At 36.1% G+C, this 16,960-nt stretch carries 10 protein-coding genes; 4 read left to right on the forward strand and 6 right to left on the reverse strand.

Translation table 11 applies throughout. The features are described 5' to 3' along the window. The first annotated feature begins 91 nt into the window (after positions 1-91). The 4 genes from dndB to dndE are packed head-to-tail and all read left to right on the forward strand — an operon-like array spanning position 92 to position 5,138. Complete coding sequence (gene dndB / locus H5087_RS16125; protein ID WP_182672700.1) at positions 92-1,183, forward strand: DNA sulfur modification protein DndB; 1,092 nt, start codon at positions 92-94, stop codon at positions 1,181-1,183. Further along, positions 1,173-2,840 carry a DNA phosphorothioation system sulfurtransferase DndC gene (dndC, locus tag H5087_RS16130; RefSeq protein ID WP_182672701.1) on the forward strand — a complete coding sequence of 556 codons (1,668 nt, stop codon included), beginning with the start codon at positions 1,173-1,175 and terminating at the stop codon, positions 2,838-2,840. The genes dndB and dndC overlap by 11 nt, the downstream gene beginning before the upstream one ends. Then, on the forward strand, positions 2,830-4,788 hold the full coding sequence (gene dndD / locus H5087_RS16135) for a DNA sulfur modification protein DndD (RefSeq protein WP_182672702.1): 1,959 nt from the start codon (positions 2,830-2,832) through the stop codon (positions 4,786-4,788). Before dndC ends, dndD begins: the two co-directional genes overlap by 11 nt. After that, positions 4,788-5,138, forward strand: a complete 351-nt coding sequence (gene dndE, locus H5087_RS16140; RefSeq protein WP_182672703.1) for a DNA sulfur modification protein DndE — start codon at positions 4,788-4,790, stop codon at positions 5,136-5,138. The genes dndD and dndE overlap by 1 nt, the downstream gene beginning before the upstream one ends. Here the strand turns inward: dndE and H5087_RS16145 are convergent. From H5087_RS16145 to dptF, 6 genes are read right to left on the reverse strand one after another with little or no spacing between them, the layout of a single operon-like run. Then, a complete protein-coding gene (locus H5087_RS16145; RefSeq protein ID WP_182672704.1) occupies positions 5,128-6,162 on the reverse strand; it encodes a hypothetical protein in 1,035 nt (344 codons plus the stop codon). The genes dndE and H5087_RS16145 overlap by 11 nt on opposite strands. After that, positions 6,152-8,098, reverse strand: coding sequence for a DNA sulfur modification protein DndB (locus tag H5087_RS16150; RefSeq protein WP_182672705.1), 1,947 nt, complete (start codon positions 8,096-8,098; stop codon positions 6,152-6,154). The genes H5087_RS16145 and H5087_RS16150 overlap by 11 nt, the downstream gene beginning before the upstream one ends. An 8-nt stretch (positions 8,099-8,106) precedes the next feature. Next, positions 8,107-8,925, reverse strand: coding sequence for a restriction endonuclease (locus tag H5087_RS20315; protein ID WP_182672706.1), 819 nt, complete (start codon positions 8,923-8,925; stop codon positions 8,107-8,109). A gap of 11 nt (positions 8,926-8,936) precedes the next feature. Next, positions 8,937-14,009 (reverse strand): DNA phosphorothioation-dependent restriction protein DptH, encoded by a 5,073-nt coding sequence (gene dptH, locus H5087_RS16160; RefSeq protein ID WP_182672707.1) that lies wholly within the window; start codon positions 14,007-14,009, stop codon positions 8,937-8,939. Continuing rightward, positions 13,981-15,291: a DNA phosphorothioation-dependent restriction protein DptG gene (dptG, locus tag H5087_RS16165; protein WP_182672708.1), complete on the reverse strand. Its 1,311-nt coding sequence runs from the start codon at positions 15,289-15,291 to the stop codon at positions 13,981-13,983. Before dptG ends, dptH begins: the two co-directional genes overlap by 29 nt. Position 15,292: 1 nt before the next feature. Beyond that, positions 15,293-16,882: a DNA phosphorothioation-dependent restriction protein DptF gene (gene dptF / locus H5087_RS16170; RefSeq protein ID WP_182672709.1), complete on the reverse strand. Its 1,590-nt coding sequence runs from the start codon at positions 16,880-16,882 to the stop codon at positions 15,293-15,295. Positions 16,883-16,960: the final 78 nt, after the last annotated feature.

Consider the following 16,960-nt stretch of genomic DNA (forward strand, 5'->3'; position numbering starts at 1 on the left):
CATTTTCATGTAAAATCTCCGCCCTAAAGTTCGTACGAACAAAGCAATAAATTCACGAACAAATTTAACTATAACTTATTTGTAAAATACTATGAACCAAATCGTGTCAGGAACTTCATTCCCAGCTATTAAAGGAATGCAAGCAAAAACAGAATATTACATTGTAATGTGTCCACTAAAAAGACTTAGTAAAATATTTACTTTAGATGAAGGTCAATTACCTGTAAATCAGCGTGCTCAACGAATAATAAACGAAGAGCGCATTCCTGATATCGCAAATTATATTTTAGATAGTAGAGATAATTATGTTTTTTCAGCACTTACAGCATGTATCGACGGTTTAAGTGAATTTGTAGGTATTGGCGAATCAAAGCATGAACAAAAAATTGGTACTCTAGTTATCGATGAAGATGCCGAAATTTATATTACCGATGGTCAACACCGTAATGCTGCAATCTTAGAAGCCTTGAAAGCAGACCCAACTCTTGCCGATGAAACTATTTCAGTCGTGTTTTTTACAAATAAATCACTAGAAGAACGACAACGTATTTTTAAAGATCTAAATCTATACCCAGTAAAAACTGATAGCTCTTTGAGTATTACCTACGACGATAAGCCAGATGCAATTCTTTCTAAAACTATAATATTTAGAAGTGAGCAATTCACAAAGCTTGTACACATGGAAAAAAGTAATTTAGGTCCACGTTCTAGAAAATTAATAAGCCATAGCGCTGTAAACAAAGCTAGCAAGTACTTACTAGGTACAATAACAAAAAACAATTATGAGTCTTTAATTCCAATAGCTTTTGAGTTTTGGCACGAAGTGCTAAAAAACATGCCTGCTTGGCAATTAATTTGCGACGATAAAGCGTCTGGTGGTGAATTACGTGACGAATCAATTCACGCACACGCAGTAACATTTCATGCCCTGGGTTTGTTAGGGTTTTACCTACTCAACAATGAGCCAAAATGGCAAAGTAAATTAAAAGGGCTCCAAAAAATAAATTGGAGCCGTAACAGCATAAATTGGTCTGGTCGCTGCGTCATAAATAATTCCATGACAAATAATCGAAAAGCAGCTGAGCTAACCTGTATACAGATTAAATCGCATTTAAACATTCCACTTACCGATAAAGAACAATTGGTAGAAAAAACATTTAAAGAGGCACGAAATGGCTACTGATAGCGTAGTACAGTTCCATTCTGCATTTAACCAAGATGGATTAAAAAACACTATAGAGCAAAGCATTAAACATATAAAAATGCTTTATCAAAGTGATTCTATTCCATGGGTAATTGGCTACAGTGGCGGCAAAGATTCAACTGCTATATTGCAGTTGATTTGGTATGCCCTACAAGAGCTAGCTCAAGAAGGTAAATGCGAAAAAAAAGTACATGTAATAAGCACCGATACTCTAGTAGAAAATCCAATAGTTGCTATGTGGGTAGGAAAGTCGCTAGAGCGAATGAAAGAACAAGCCGATGCACAAGGCTTGCCTATAGTGCCTCATCGCCTTACCCCTGCAGTAAAAGACCGTTTTTGGGTTAACTTAATCGGTAAGGGTTACCCTGCTCCTCGTTATAAATTTAGATGGTGTACAGACCGCCTAAAAATATCGCCATCAAATACATTTATTCAAAACATGGCTGATAAAAATGGCGAAGCCATTTTAGTACTTGGTACGCGTAAAGCCGAAAGTACAGCACGTGCTGCAAGTATGGAGCGCTTTGAAAGCTCGACCACCAATACACGAAAAGCGCTTGGTTTGACCGAAAACGGTTCACTTGAGCGAGTTTGGGTTTATACACCAATTGCTAGCTGGAGTAACGATGATGTGTGGGTGTACTTAAATAGTGTAGATAACCCGTGGAATTTCCCGAATCATGATTTAATGGGAATGTATCAGGGCGCAACTGAAGGCGGTGAATGCCCGCTTGTAGTGGATAAATCGACGCAGAGCTGTGGTGATAGCCGTTTTGGTTGCTACGTTTGTACAATGGTATCTGAAGATAAATCAATGAATGCCATGATTGCCAACGACGATGAAAAAGAGTGGATGTATCCACTTGTAGCGCTTCGTAATGAAATTGAAGTTAACGACTCTAACCGCGCTAAAAAAATTGAAAAACTAACACGAGATAAAGCTAATCGCGACTTCAGACGTATGAATGGCAATTTAACTGTGCATATATCTAAACATGGCGCCGATTTAGTACCAGGCCCTTACATACAAAAATTTAGAGAACACTTACTTGGCAAAGTTTTAGAAGCACAGCTAGCAGTGCAACAACTTGGGCCTGATGAAGTTAAAAACTTAGAGCTTTTACCATTAGAAGATCTTGAAGAAATACGCCGAATTTGGCTTGAAGAAAAGCACGAAGCTGAAGATAGCGTGCCTAAAATTTACCAAAATGTATTCAAAAAGCCTTATCCTGGCAAGCAGCGAGCGCATCACCCAATTCTAAACCTTGATGTGCTAAACAAACTAAAGTCACACTGCCAAGAACAAGGCGACGAAGATGGTTTGTTATATCAACAAATGCGTGCGGTTATGAGTATTGCTAACAAACATAAAAACCAACTCCGTAGAGCAAAACTATCTGACGAGCTCACACAGAGTTTAGATAAAGGCGCATTTAACAATTTATTTGAAGCAAAACAGTTTGCACTTGAACGTGAACGTAATCGCTTGCAAATACAACTGAGTAATTCTCCTAATTTAACAGAAGATGATAAAGCTGCAATTCAAGAAAAAATCATCATGGTAACTAAATCGATTAAAGAACAAGGCTACAGCTCACTGCTTATCGATTTTGAAGAGGTACAAGATGATAATTAAACAACTAACCCTTGAAAACTTTGGTATTTATCAGGGTCGTCACGAAGTCAATTTAAGTACATCAGCAGATAAACCAATTATTCTTTTTGGTGGCTTAAATGGTGGTGGTAAAACAACCTTTTTAGATGCGTTGCAACTTGTGCTTTACGGTAAGCATGCCAAATGCTCTAACCGAGGTCATCAGTCATACGGTAACTATTTAATAAGTACCAAAAATCGTTATGTGGGTAACGACGATACAGTTGAAATTTCACTAACGTTTACTCACACAACTGATACAACAACTAACGAGTTTGTTATTGTTCGAAGTTGGAAAACAAATACAAAAGACGTAAAGGATAAAGTTGTAGTTTACTGTAATCAGCAAGAAGATTCTCATTTGAGCCAATACTGGGATGAGTTTGTAAACGAATTTATTCCACTTAGCTTATCTGATTTATTCTTTTTTGATGGCGAAAAAATAGAAAACTTAGCACACCCAGACAGAAGTGCTGATTTAATTAAAACGGGTATAGAAAATCTATTAGGGCTTGACCTACTCTCTCAGCTGCAAATTGATTTAAATAATGTAGAGCGTAAACGTAAAAGTGAAAACCTAGATACAACCGTAGTAGCTAAAGTAGAAGCTCTTGAAACAGAAATAACTGAGCAAACAACTATTGTAACAGGCTTTAAAACTGATATTGCTAATTTAGAAAAACGTGCCAGTGATACTAACTTGAGTATTAATAAAGCCCGACAAAAAGTAAGAAGTGCAGGCGCTCATTTAATTGAAGAGCGCGACACTATAAAATTTGAACTCGGCGCGATTGAAGAAAAACTCAAAGCAAATTTAGCCGAACGTGTAAAGCTAGATGCCGGATGCGGACCACTTGGTTTAATATCCAATTTAATATCAAGCACAAAAGCCCAAATTAAAAAAGAAGAACAGGCAGTACAAGCGGATGTTATTCAAAGTGCTATTACAAAGTACGAAGCCACAATTACACAAACGCTAGTTAATGAAAACGTACCAGAAAGCGCGCTTAAAGCACTCAGTAATAAAATGGCCACCCTTGCCAAAGAACGCGAAGAACTAGCAAGCACAGAGTGTTATATTGCTAGTAACATAGCTATTTTTAATGGTCTTGATGAAAAAATTGAACTAGATAAGTTAGAGCGTTCAAACTTACTAAAAGCTCGCGAAGAATTGTTTGAGCAACAAGCGCTATTTAATAAAAAGCTTGAATCAATACCTGATTACGAAACTGTTCAGCATTTACTTAGCGAACTAGCCGGGCTTGAAGTCGAGCTAAAAAACAGCTTTGTTTTAATAAAACAAAAACAGCAGTTGTTACAGCAAGCGCAAGCACGCGATGAAGTATTAAACACTCGCTACGCAAACTTGCTCACCCAACAAAGTAAAGACACGTTTGAACAAAAACGCTCAATTCAAGTCGCGGATCATATTGGTAAGCTTAAAAATACCATGAAGTCATTTGCTGATGAGCTAATACGTGAAAATGTAACAGGGCTTGAAGAGCACATTGCTGCTAAGTTTTTTGACCTCTCTCGTAAAAACAACTTAATTACCGGCGTTAAAATTTGCCCTGATTCATTCAAACTTACATTGCTTGATACCAATAATAACCCAATGTCACCAAGCCGCTTATCGGCAGGTGAAAGGCAGTTACTTGCTATCGCTATATTATGGGGCTTAGCTGAAGCATCAGGCAAAGAAATCCCCACCGTTATCGATACACCACTTGGGCGCTTAGATGGTAAACACCGCACTAAGCTTATTAATAACTACTTTCCTAAAGCGTCAAGCCAAGTAATTTTACTATCGACTGATGAAGAAATAACAGGGCAATACTATACGCAATTAAAATATGCTATTTGCCGTGAATACCACATTAGTTACAACGAGCAAGAACAAACCTCAACCTTTACTGAGGGGTACTTTTAATGAATACCACACTCCATACAATTGACTCTATAAAGCTCTCTGAAAAGCAAAAACAGCAACTCGTTCGCCTTAAAAGTAAAACAGGCATCGAAAACTGGAACGTACTATGCCGCTGGGCGCTGTGTATGTCACTCGCTGAAGATTCAATACCACCAGTTGAAGAAATTCCATCAGACAGCAACGTGGAAATGAGCTGGAAAGTGTTTGCCGGTGAATATGCTGATATATATTTAGCCGTACTGCGTGAAGCGTATCAAAAACAAAGTGCACACCTTGATGGTGTGCATTTTGGGGATTTTGTTAAGTTGCATTTGAATCGAGGGATTAGTTTTTACATAACTAAGCGTTAAACACGAAGCTTTCACTCATTATAAATTCATAGCCCATATCACTGATAGAGTGATTAAAAGAGAGCCCTTTTCTTAGTAAGCAATAGCTTTGCTTAATACTGGGCTCTCCTAAAATCATGCTTTGTAAATAGTCAAAAACAATTGATAAATCGTCTTCTGTAATGTAACTATACCCGTGAGCCAATTTAGAATGGTTTCGATATTCGTTAATAAGTTTAATTATAGAGTCTTCTTCTGCACCATATGCGCGTATTGTTTTTAACATTTGGTAATAGTCAGACAAATAGTGATACTTGTCGCCTTTTACACTTCCATCTGCATTTAAAGATATTTCTTTTTCATCTATCAAAATTGAAAGTATATAAGTTTCAGTCGCTCGATGCAGCAGTAATAAACTGTATGTATTGTCATTATTTTTTTTAGCAATAAAAGAATGAAACAGAAAGAAAGCTGACAAGAATTCAAGTTTCCTATTCGGTTTATCATTTTCGTAATTATCAAATACTTTCTTTAACACTTCACATTTTTCAACCGCAATCTTCTTTATACTACAGTTAATATACGCTCCCTTCTTAAAAGATTCATGAATGACTTTGTTAGATTCAAAGGGTGAGTTCACCCAACTAGCCCCATGGATAAAGGGTGAACCAAGTAACACCGTATTCATAAAAAAGCTAATCGTTTTTATTAGCTCTTCTAAATTAGTATAAAACCTTCTCGCAACCTGAGAGTGAGTCCTTTTACTTATACTTTTGATTAATTCAATAGCTTCTTCATATCGAAATGACTCTAAATATTTTTCAATTAAATCAAAACTTTCGATACTAACAATACTATCATGCTTTTTAAGAATAGTATTTCCAATGAACTCAATACTGCATTCACAAGTAGCATTAAAATTGAGCGTATAAACACTATTAGAGTTTATCATTTTTAATTCTTTAGCAACTTTGAATGTTTCTAAGTGCTCAAAAGGAACAATTAAAAGTTCGTATTCACCCTCTAGATTTTCACTATAAATCATTTACTTTTTCTACATCAAATCCAACTACACTTGATAATTGATCCATTCTATCTCGGAATTCAGCTTGAGATATATCAACCATCTTCATCTTGAATTTCTGTATATCATTTGACTTATCTATTTCCTCAATTTCATTTCTAAGTGGTATAGGGATATCTTTAATTCTCCAATTGGCAGAAAGATCTTTAAGTAACTCTTCATTTGTTTTATCGATAAAACTTTCCGTTGCTAACTTTATTATATTGTTTAAATTATCTAAAGCATCATCACTTTTTTCAAATGGTAGAAGCCATTTTTTTATAACATCCTTAGCTTCATCATTATTTAAGGAAATGGCCAGTAAGTTATACCATGACTCTTTACCCGCCTTTGTTGTATTAGGCTTGCGAGCTTTATAAAGCAATAAATTATTAAACCTTCTAGACTTTGAAAATAACTTTCTTTTTTCATTAAAACCAACTACTTCTAATGCAGATATATATGTTCCTGTAAAAGATTCAATGTTGTCTCTGAAAAGTGTATTTGAGCTCAAAATATCCGACCAAAGCCTTAAGTAAGCCTGATTAAAAACCAATCTAGTATAGTTTTCTAAGTGCTCATTATTTGCGATTTCTAAGTTAAAACGATCGCTGACTTTTTTGCTTTCCTCGGTATGTATACTCTTGTCGACATCTGAAAACTTTGATAACTGGGTAATAAACCTTTTGTAGCCAGACTCTGAAGCTTTTGATTTATCATTATATTCATCAATTGCCCCCATATAGCTATCAATTTTAGCCTTAAAAACTGATGGTTTTGTTAAAAGTAGCTCAAGTGATGGAACTACATTTTTCTCTATAAGATTATAGAGACATTCTTTTTGCTCAATATCAAAGCTGCTCTCTGTTATTGAATAGATATGAGTTCCATTATGTTTTTCTAATTCAGCTTTATTTTCTGCTAACCTAAGTATTTCATGAAGATTGGATCGCTCTTTATTTTCTGAAAATACCGACTGTTTTAAAGACTCACATAGCATCGATACCGTGGTAATCGATTGAGGTCTATTTACTCTACGAGCTTTTGATTCACTTCTTTGATTCCACTCTATAAACTGTAAATAGGATTTTGTCGGGTCATCTGAACTTTTCTTCCAAGAATTAGCTAGAATTCGTACTGTTTGTGAAGCTAAACTGGCGTCATTTAGAAGATCTAAATAGTGTCCACTTACTTGCTTACCTTTATTGTTAATTGTTACAAACATACTCCTCAATGTATCCAGTATATCTTCAGCACCATTGCTTGCTATGGCCTTTGGCGAAAAACAAACGCAAATAGGGAGGTTTAAAAATTTCCTTTGCTCTTTATACCGTTCCATATATGTAACTAAAGCTTTAAATCTATGCTGACCATCAATGATAACGAATTTTACAAGTTTCGAATCAAATCTGAGCGTTACAGCGTTTTTATGAATTTTAATCTCAGGTGTATTTTCAGGTTTATAGAAATCAAAACTATTATCATTTATTGGAACCTCTATTTGGAAGTGTTTATCCCAAATTTTGGTAAACTGCTTATACTTTCCTTTGTCGACAATCGTTTCATCAAAGCTATCGTATTTATGAAGTGGTTTATCATCATCATCGAAAGCAACTATTGATACGATTATTGGGGGGAAAAATAAAGCCCTATTTGAGTCTTTTTCAAGATAGTCTCCTACTATCTCTTCATTAACTCTTTTCGTATCTATTTCACGCTGAATCATTTCATCAAAGTTCACTTGTGAAAAATCGAAAGCTTCAGCTGCAACTTGAAGCTTATTTAGTTCCTGATAATTCATACTAGTAAGTAAATAGTTAACCTCATAACTATTTTCTGTATGAAAAGACCCAAAAGTACCAGAAATCGCAGAGTCAAACTGTGGTCCATGGTCCAAGAAAATATCATTAAAAGTCATTATTTATCCTAGTTATCTTTGAATGCATCGCTATCTATTGTATAAGTTTTGTACGTCTCTGAAACTGAAACGCCCAATCCGTTTTTTCTTAATAATTCACTTAGTTTTTCGCCATCTATGAGCACTAAACTAATATTCCTAGCATCATTAGCTTCTTCTTTAGCTGCTTTAGTAAAATAGGATGACGTAATAAAAACACCTTTATTAGCATTTTTTGTATTCATTGCCCCTATAAACTGCTGAATATCTGATGGTCCTATGCTTTTGCTTTTACCATACCTTTTAGCCTGAAGATAAACTCGTTCTAACCCTAACTGATCTTCAAAAATAACCCCATCAACACCTCTGTCATTTGGTCCTCCGGTATGAAATCCTGCTCTTTCCTTATCCCAGCCGTAGCCTAGTTCAATTAGCAGCTTCAATAGTAGCTTTTCAAAAAAGCCTGGATCTGAGTTGTATATTCCGTCCATGATTTGATTTTCTATATTTTTTATATGTGATTTATAGTAGTCATCAATTACTTCTTCTGGTGCCTCATGATCGATTGGCCTTGATGATTTTTGCTTTGGTAGACTCTTACCATCCCATATTTTATATAAAGCTTTATTACCTTTTGCGCCATCTGATACAAAATGTTTCGATGGACTCGCTGATGGATAATCGACTCCGTAACAATGCTGCCTCAGCTTACTACGGACTATTGCTTTAGGATCTTTTGCTCCAAATGTATACAACTTTTGCTCTATAACTTTTTTATAAATTTCAGGATATGTCAACCCATCTTTATAAAGATACAAAACTTGCTTTATTGCTTCTACTATTGTCACAAAACACCCCCTTAGAAATTAACTCTTGCACACTGTATTCTAACCAACTTACCTTCTGATTTAAGATAAGCATCCCCTTTACCGTTGAGTACTTCTGCGCCTTGCTCATCGAGTATTACACGGCTTTCAGTACCATTTTTAACTCGCAGTGCGAGCTGTGCGGGGAGATTAGAACGTAAATTTGTGCTGATTACATCACCACTTGGTTTTTGTGTGGCAATAATTAAATGGATACCTGCAGCACGGGCTTTTTGCGCTAAGCGCTTGAGCTGAGCTTCAATATCCTTTTTCATGTCTTTGTCTGATGTTAAATCGGCGTATTCATCAAGCACCAATACCCACCAAGGTATACGATCTTCTGCCGTTACTTTAGCGTTGTAGTCTGGCAGTGAGCGTACACCTTGCGCTTTAAATTGCGCATAGCGCGATTGCATCTCAGCCACTGCTTGAGTTAACAGCTCTAGTGCGTCTTCATCATCAAATCCAATACGCCCTATTAAGTGTGAGTAACGTTCAAAGTCGTTAAGCTCTGTACCTTTAGGGTCAATTAACATCAACTTTAATTCACTTGGCGTGTAATGCTCAACCATGCCATATAAAATGGTGTTTAGGGCTTCAGACTTACCACTGCCGGTCGTCCCACCAATAAGTAAATGCGGGCAGTTTGAGGATGAAAAATTAAGTTTAATAACCTCGCCAAAACGGTCTTCACCTAGCGGTACTTCAAGTGCATTTTGTGGGCGCTGCCAATTTGGCCAAATGTCGTTTTGGTCTACAAAGTAACGTTGCTCTTGGCTTTTTGGTACATCAATCGTAATACAGCCTTTATCTATGCCAAAGCCTACGTCTTGTTCTTGCTCAAGTTTTAACGCGAGCTTAAGTGATTGCGATTTGGCAAATACGCTTTCAGGCTTGTCACCTAAGTTTAACCCGACTCTAAATAAAATAGAGGCTGGGCCTTCAATGTAAGGTTCAACATTATCTGGTTTGAGTAACGTAATGTTATGGCTGTAGTAACAATCAATAATTTGCTGATAGATATCGCTTAAATCGCTTTCACTCATTTTTTTACGTGACGATAGTGCAGCCACGACTAAGTTGTTTGTATTTGCCTCTTTAACCTCTGTAGGGTTTGCTTGCTCTGCTCTTTTACTATCGTTGTTACTTGCTGATACATCATCTAACGCAGTAATTTTTGTGCCTTGCGTTTTTGTAAGCTCAGTTTGCTCATCAGCTTTAACGTTTTGTTCAAGTACTACTTTTTGCGTTGTTGCGCTCTTAGTTAAAATATATTGCGCATCAATATGGTGCAATTTAGCAGGAGTTAAGTCGGCTAATAAATTCTGCATTGGGGTTTTAACCCAGTGAGATAAATTGCCCGCTGGTAGCTCTACTTTGAGTATGTTGTGCACTTTTAAGAATGATGCTTTTGTAAAGTTATCATCTTCTACATTTACAAATAAGAACCCTGCTGGGTAATCTAAAAGTTCTGCAAGTTCATAATCGCCTTGTAGCCACTGCGCACTGCGTTGCTCAATGCTATTGAAGTAACCCTCTTTATATACTTTATAAAGTTTGTACTTATCAATTTGCATTAATACTTGGCGCATAAATAAGCCACGATATAAATGCCCTGCGAGTGTTTGCTGCCCAAGAAGTGCTTCAAAGTATTGCTTTAGCTCTTTGGCTTGCTCTACACCTTTGCTGTGGGTTTGGCGCTTACCTGTTTTAACTTCAACAGGCAGTAAAATCATTTGTTGGCCTTTAAAGCCTACAAATAAAATATCGTCTGAGATAACACCTTTTTTAAAGCCCTGTGCGTGGCGCGATAAATCGCTATCAGCCATATTTAGACCTAAGTTACCTGCCACACGAATCACTTCAGCAATAGAAAGTGGTACCCAGGTAATATCTGAGTCTGCGACTAAACAGTTAACGTATTTATAGGCGCAGATAATGCCGCGTTTTTCTTTTCGCTCGTTGTCGTTTGCCGTGACTAGGTTTAACAACCATTCACCATTAAACGCATTAAACTCTTCGATAATACCGCCCTCGTCGTTTTCGAGCACTTTGTGGTATAGATCGGTTTGTTTAGTTACGGTTATTGCATCGTAATTAACTGAGTTTGTGTAATTATCGGAATAGTGAATAAGCACCATGTTCTTTTGATTTTCAAAAAACTCTAAGGTTACTTTAGGATCGATTATTGTGGTCCAAATTGAGTTCTCGTAAGAGCGCTCTAATAACGTTTTAAAGTTTTCTGTTACTACAAGTGCTTGAGATTTAGACTCGCTATACTCTTCATGGTGGCGTTTTGCAGGCTTTATTAATCCACTATATTTAGCAACTAGCTTTAATTGTGGTGCACTATCAACATCAATGCCTTTTAGGCCAAACGATGTGTAATAGCTGCCATTTTTATTTGATGCAGACTCACCTGGCATTAAGCCATGACAAACAACACCGGTTTCTTGTTTTAATAAATCAACGTCAGTTGCTTGCACACGTTCGTTATTTTTAAAAAACGACATATGTGCATAGTGCTGCTCTTTTTGGCCTTTTTCGTGCTCAAATTTACTGTACGTTAAACGCGTTCTTAGTAAATCAATAATGCTATCGGCTTGCTCGCGGGCAGCGCCTTTGTTTAACTCACAGAGCTCTTTTAAGTCATCATAGCTTGCCATGTCTGCAAACCTGTCAAACCAGGTATAACACTGCGCTTCGTCGTATAAATTTACATGAATATTGGTAACTTTATTTTTTTTAAGCTTGATGTAGTCAATCAGACCTAAAAATAGCTCTTTATTTTGCTGATTGTTGACAGAGTTAATAATCAGCGTTGTTTTACTAGCGGCTACAAATAAATGTTTAAAGGCGGTGGTAAATTTGCCTACTTTATCTTTAACAAGCGTACGTACAAAGTCATAACTACTTTCTTGTTGTGGAACAAGTTTTGACCAGAATACATTTTCTTTTTCTGCGTGGTTATACGAAAAATCATGAACAGGATCATAAACAAATGGTAAAAGCCCTTGTGCGGTTAAGCGCTGAATAGTAACTGGAGGCAATTTTTTAAAACTGCCAGTTGCATCCTTATCTTTACTTAATACGTCTGCCAAGTTGCAATTATAAGCAAGTACCAGTGGGTGATATGGCGTAATATAGGTTTGCTCATCAAAATCTGCAAAGCCAATATTCACAAGTAACTTATGCTGCTCTAAAAGTGGTGCGTGGTAGGGTATTTCATCAATAGCAGTTTGATAAATTTCAACAACTTGTGTGGCAAGCGCTCTAAGCTTTTTGCCCCAGCCCGATAAGCTCAACAACGATTTTGTATGTGCTAAATAATCAAATAAATCACGGTAAGTAAAGTACAAATCAGCATAATGTGATTCTAAGTCTCGTAGTTTAATATCATTGCTATTAGCAAGCTTAGCTAAGGTTAAGCTATCGAGTAACTCAGCTTCATTTTGCAATAACGTGAGTCGCTTAGCTTTAGGTGCGACTTCTTTTCCGTCAATAAGTACTTTATTTTTACTACGATTGAATTGCCCGAAGTATTCATCATTAAATAAATGATTAAAGCGCCCTTGGTCTAACAATAAAGGTAATGACAAAGTATCGGTTGATACTTCTCCTTCAACATTAAATGTTAATTGGCTAATCGCGCCTTGCACTGTAAAGTTTATTTCATCAGATTCAGTTGCTAGCTTTTTAAAATCAACAATGCCTACTGCATTTGAATCAAATACTTGGTTGTTTTCTGCCAGAACATTGGTGTTTGTTAAATCACTTATTTGTAATGACTGCTCATCGGTTTGCAGCGTCAACCATTGTTTTGCAGGATCAACTAAGTAAGTGTGCTTAAAACCGTCAATGTAAAAGTCATTTTTACTAATAACTAATACTTTAAAATTGTGAGTTTCTTTTGGTTTGTCGGTTTTAACACGAAAGTTAAAATAGCGAGCTTGTCCGTCAAAACTACTTGTAAGTACTGCTCTGCTTCTTATTCCGCCGGGGTTTTTAATTGTTATATCAACATTTGGCAGCTCTTTGCTTTGTTGAATTTTACAAAAGCTATCTTTTAACTTTTGGTTGATAAAGCAAAGCTCTAATTCAAATGTGTGCTGCTCTGGCTCTAAAACTAATATTAGGTGACGCTCTCTGACGCCAGCTCCTTTTTCTGACTTTGCTTTTGCAAGTAGTTCAATGTAAGGCGCTTTTTCGCTTTCAAGCTCTAACAAATTAGTTCTATTTTTTTGCTGTTCTGTAAAGCATTCACCTATATCGAGGCTTTCTTTATACTTTTCTACATTCCCCTCAGGAAAATGCTCTTTTATAAACTTTTCGCTAAAGTCTAAGGTAGCTAGTTTGTCTTGTAGTTCGTTTGGAAAATGATGAGTGATAAAATCGAGTTTATCGCTTAGCTCTTTATTTTCTTTTAAACGCAAGCTGATTTGATCACCTTCCCAACCCTCTTGTGAAAGCTGGTCATCTTTTAACAAGCCAAGTTCATGAAACTGTAAGTCACCATCAGCAATTGCATAGTAGAGCTTTTCAAAGCCAAACATAGTGGCTTCGTCTTCAACTATTTCATCAAAGTGATAATCGAGTAAACATTCAGAAACTTTAGCTTTTTCATCAGTTTGATCTATTTCTTTATGTAGCAGTAGCTTGATATTTTTTGGGTCCCAAACAACGCCAGGCTGAGCAACATCTTCAGTAGAGTTTTTTAATGTATCGAGCATAGAGTTATGGATGATTAACAAGGCAGTGCCTTTTGTTTCACCTTCCATAGCTGAAACAACATCACGTAAATGCGCTATGTAGTTTTCTGTAAAGTTTTCACCTTCGTATACCGGTATTAATTCAACATCACCGTACTGCACTGTTTTTAGCTCAATACCTTTTACAGTTACGCTATTATCTGCAATTTTCATAAAGGCTTGATAAAGAGCATATCCTTTATCACTATCAGGGCTTGTGAACTGATAACGGAAACCAACTTTTAATTCTTCAGCAGCCCAAACATTGAAGTGGCTAACTAAAAAGTCTTCAAACTGTTTTTCTAACATATACTGCATCTCCGCTATCACTCATTCGCTCTACGTTACCCATTCGCTCATAAAAATCGATTAAAGATTGCTGGCTTTGTTTATCAAAAAACACGCCCCTTGCTTCAAATTCTTTAATAATTTCGTGAAAACGTAATTTGTCGCGCTCGCCAATGGCAAGGTTTGTAAGTAGTACTATGTAATCTTGGTTAAACGTTAGCACTTGACCTGCACGACCTCGTCGCTGAATAAATGGATCTAAAATGTTACCCAGCGTTCCCTTGACGACGTTGTCGTTATATTCAGTTAAGTCTCCCTTTTTTTTATCGAACTGAGCATGAGATAAACTAAGTAATTGCTGTAATACTTCTTTTTTATCGCTTGAGTCTAACCAGTTTTGCTCGATGTTGTACCATTTGCGTTGCATTCGGTCCTCTACAAAATCACGACCAAATTGATTCAACTGAGTAACATCGTTTTCGCTAATAGATTCAAATAGTTGCCAAAGGGGTTTAACCTCACCTTTTGGTTGTATAGCCTCATTCATAAATAAATATGGAAACAGGTATTCTAGATATTCATGTAGCTGGTTATAACCAAAGCTTTTAACTTGTGAACGCTCGTCACCAGCCTTTTCATTATCAATGATAAAAAAGCAGGGCTTACTTGAAGGGGCACCATGAGTCCAATTTTTTATATTCAACGCCATTTGCGATATATATAAAAATCCATATAAGCGAATAACAGAGTTAAAGTTATTGAGTAAGTAGTGAGGCCTTTTATTTAAAAACTCTAAGTCTTTTTTAAATAATTCACTTAGAAACGGCAAATAGGCAGACTCTGTTTTGAGCATTGTTTTTGACTTTCCTGAAACGTAAAAGCTATCAAATTCTTCCTTGATTTCTTTTTCTAAAAAATTTAAGTCATTAACTGAAGAGCTATCGAGTGTTAAACCATTTAACAGACCGACAAACATGTCACCCAATTTTTTACTATTAGTATCTACTTTGCCTTTTAATACTTTAAGAACAAGTAGCTCAGGGGATATTTTGAACAACTGTTCATTATCAAAATACATTTTTTCGAGAACTAGCCAAAAATCAGGCTCATCTAATTTGGCTGAAAAGCGATCTTCACATGCATCTTTAAAACTTTTGTCACTGTCTGAAGTTAATTGCTTTCCATACAAAGCATGTACGAAATAACTTAACGTACTGTCCCAGCAAAAATTATAATGTGCAAGCTTTGTTCTTAATGGTAAGAATGAGCTGAATGCGTTGTTATTAGGTACATTTAATTTTTCTTTAAGCATCTCATAGCCCTCCAACTGCAAATTCATCACCTGCATTTTTAACAGAAAAATGCTTACTTCCTTTAATGATGTGTAACTTCTGAGCTTGATTTGCTACTTTTGCAATTTCATCGTTTAGTTCATCGAGGAGTACAACTGTATTTTTATCGTGCTTATTAGGTCGGTAACCATCGGCGATTCTTTTCATCAACCGTAATAAGTTAATGTTTACTGGGATTGTTAAAGATTGTTCCTGCACTTTAATAAAAGCAGTAAAACTTGCAGATGACTTTGGTAAGAAGTTTGCAATACTCTTTAAATCTGCCTTGATTTCTAGCTCTGAGACTAGTTGGAAGCCGTTTAGCTCAGATATTAAATAATGACTTTTATCTAAATTAGGCGCGTTGCGGTTATTGTATTTTCGTATAGCGGTGCGAAGCGTATTATTGTAAAAATCTTTAATCTGTTTTTTATGCTCTGGGCTATTGTCAAAATCTCTGTGTAGTTGGTACACGTTTATGTATTGTTCTATAAGGGCTTCATTGAAATCTTGTTCGAATTTGACATGATAATTATTAGAGAAATGACCTCCTTTAAGAATGTAAAATAAACGCAAGTAAGAAAGACTGCTTTCTAGCATCTCTATTCCTAAGCTTTTTAAAGACTCTTTGAATTCAGTAAACTCTTGATCTGGTAGATGTAGATCGTTAGCTAATATAAAACGATCTATTTTTTTTGTTCTTGAATGGGCAGGGTCGAACTCAATTATTTTATTTGCCAGCTCATTATCGCCACCTGAAAAAAGGTTATCGAAAAGATAACCAGGTCCAGCTAACAGCATGAAAATAAAATCGAGTAATGCTCGAGCAGTTAAGAATTGATCTCGCATTAAGCGAGCTTTAAACAGTAATTCAATTATTGTCTTTTGTACTTCGGGGATGCTCAAGAGTGCGTAATTAGCTTGAAGCCTTTTACTAGCTTGACTCGTTTGTTCTAATTTTTCTTTGTCGAAAATCTGACGAATAATATTATTATCATTTACTGTTAGTTTTTGAAGTAATTTCTGCGCAAATTCAGAAGTATAACCCTCTTTATCTATAAGAAATTTAGGGTAATCTTCAAAGTTTATAAAGGTTATATCTTCAGTTGAGGTATTATTTGAGAGGTAATTATTTATTACACGTTTAAATTTTTCGTTTGAGCCTTCTTCAGCATAATTTCCTAGCATACCGGTGTTAATACCAACAACAAGCGGCATCGTGTCAGATTCGAATTGATCAAAAACCTTGTCTAGAGTTTGAATTGCATTTTCGCGAGGATCGAAGCTGTGAGTTGCATCTAAGTGAAAGTGAGCGCGATTGCTAAATCGTTTTTTACAATCGGTCAGTATCTCGGATTTACCATCACCACTACTACCACATAAAAATAATACTTCCGGCTTGCTTGACGAAAAGCTCGATATTTTCTTTTCTACATCAACCGCTATTGGCATTTTGATGTACAAATATTCTTTTACATCATCCAGCTGACTTTTATTTTTACTGTCGCGTTCTGTTGAAACAGCATAAGGAGATGACTTTGATAAAACGCTGAGGGCTTCTTTCAACCGCATAATAGTATTTCCATATGGAACGGCTCAATAATACCGATCCTTGGTTTATTTGTTTATAACCAACTTTCGTTAAGTTAG

The organism is Pseudoalteromonas sp. SR43-7, from assembly GCF_014163785.1.
Lineage (GTDB): Bacteria > Pseudomonadota > Gammaproteobacteria > Enterobacterales > Alteromonadaceae > Pseudoalteromonas > Pseudoalteromonas distincta.

Coding starts and splice junctions, on each gene's coding strand:
- dndB (WP_182672700.1), top strand. CDS start 92: ATGAACCAAATCGTGTCAGGAACTTCATTCCCAGCTATTAAAGGAATG.
- dndC (WP_182672701.1), top strand. CDS start 1,173: ATGGCTACTGATAGCGTAGTACAGTTCCATTCTGCATTTAACCAAGAT.
- dndD (WP_182672702.1), top strand. CDS start 2,830: ATGATAATTAAACAACTAACCCTTGAAAACTTTGGTATTTATCAGGGT.
- dndE (WP_182672703.1), top strand. CDS start 4,788: ATGAATACCACACTCCATACAATTGACTCTATAAAGCTCTCTGAAAAG.
- H5087_RS16145 (WP_182672704.1), bottom strand. CDS start 6,162: ATGATTTATAGTGAAAATCTAGAGGGTGAATACGAACTTTTAATTGTT.
- H5087_RS16150 (WP_182672705.1), bottom strand. CDS start 8,098: ATGACTTTTAATGATATTTTCTTGGACCATGGACCACAGTTTGACTCT.
- dptH (WP_182672707.1), bottom strand. CDS start 14,009: ATGCAGTATATGTTAGAAAAACAGTTTGAAGACTTTTTAGTTAGCCAC.
- dptG (WP_182672708.1), bottom strand. CDS start 15,291: ATGCTTAAAGAAAAATTAAATGTACCTAATAACAACGCATTCAGCTCA.
- dptF (WP_182672709.1), bottom strand. CDS start 16,882: ATGCGGTTGAAAGAAGCCCTCAGCGTTTTATCAAAGTCATCTCCTTAT.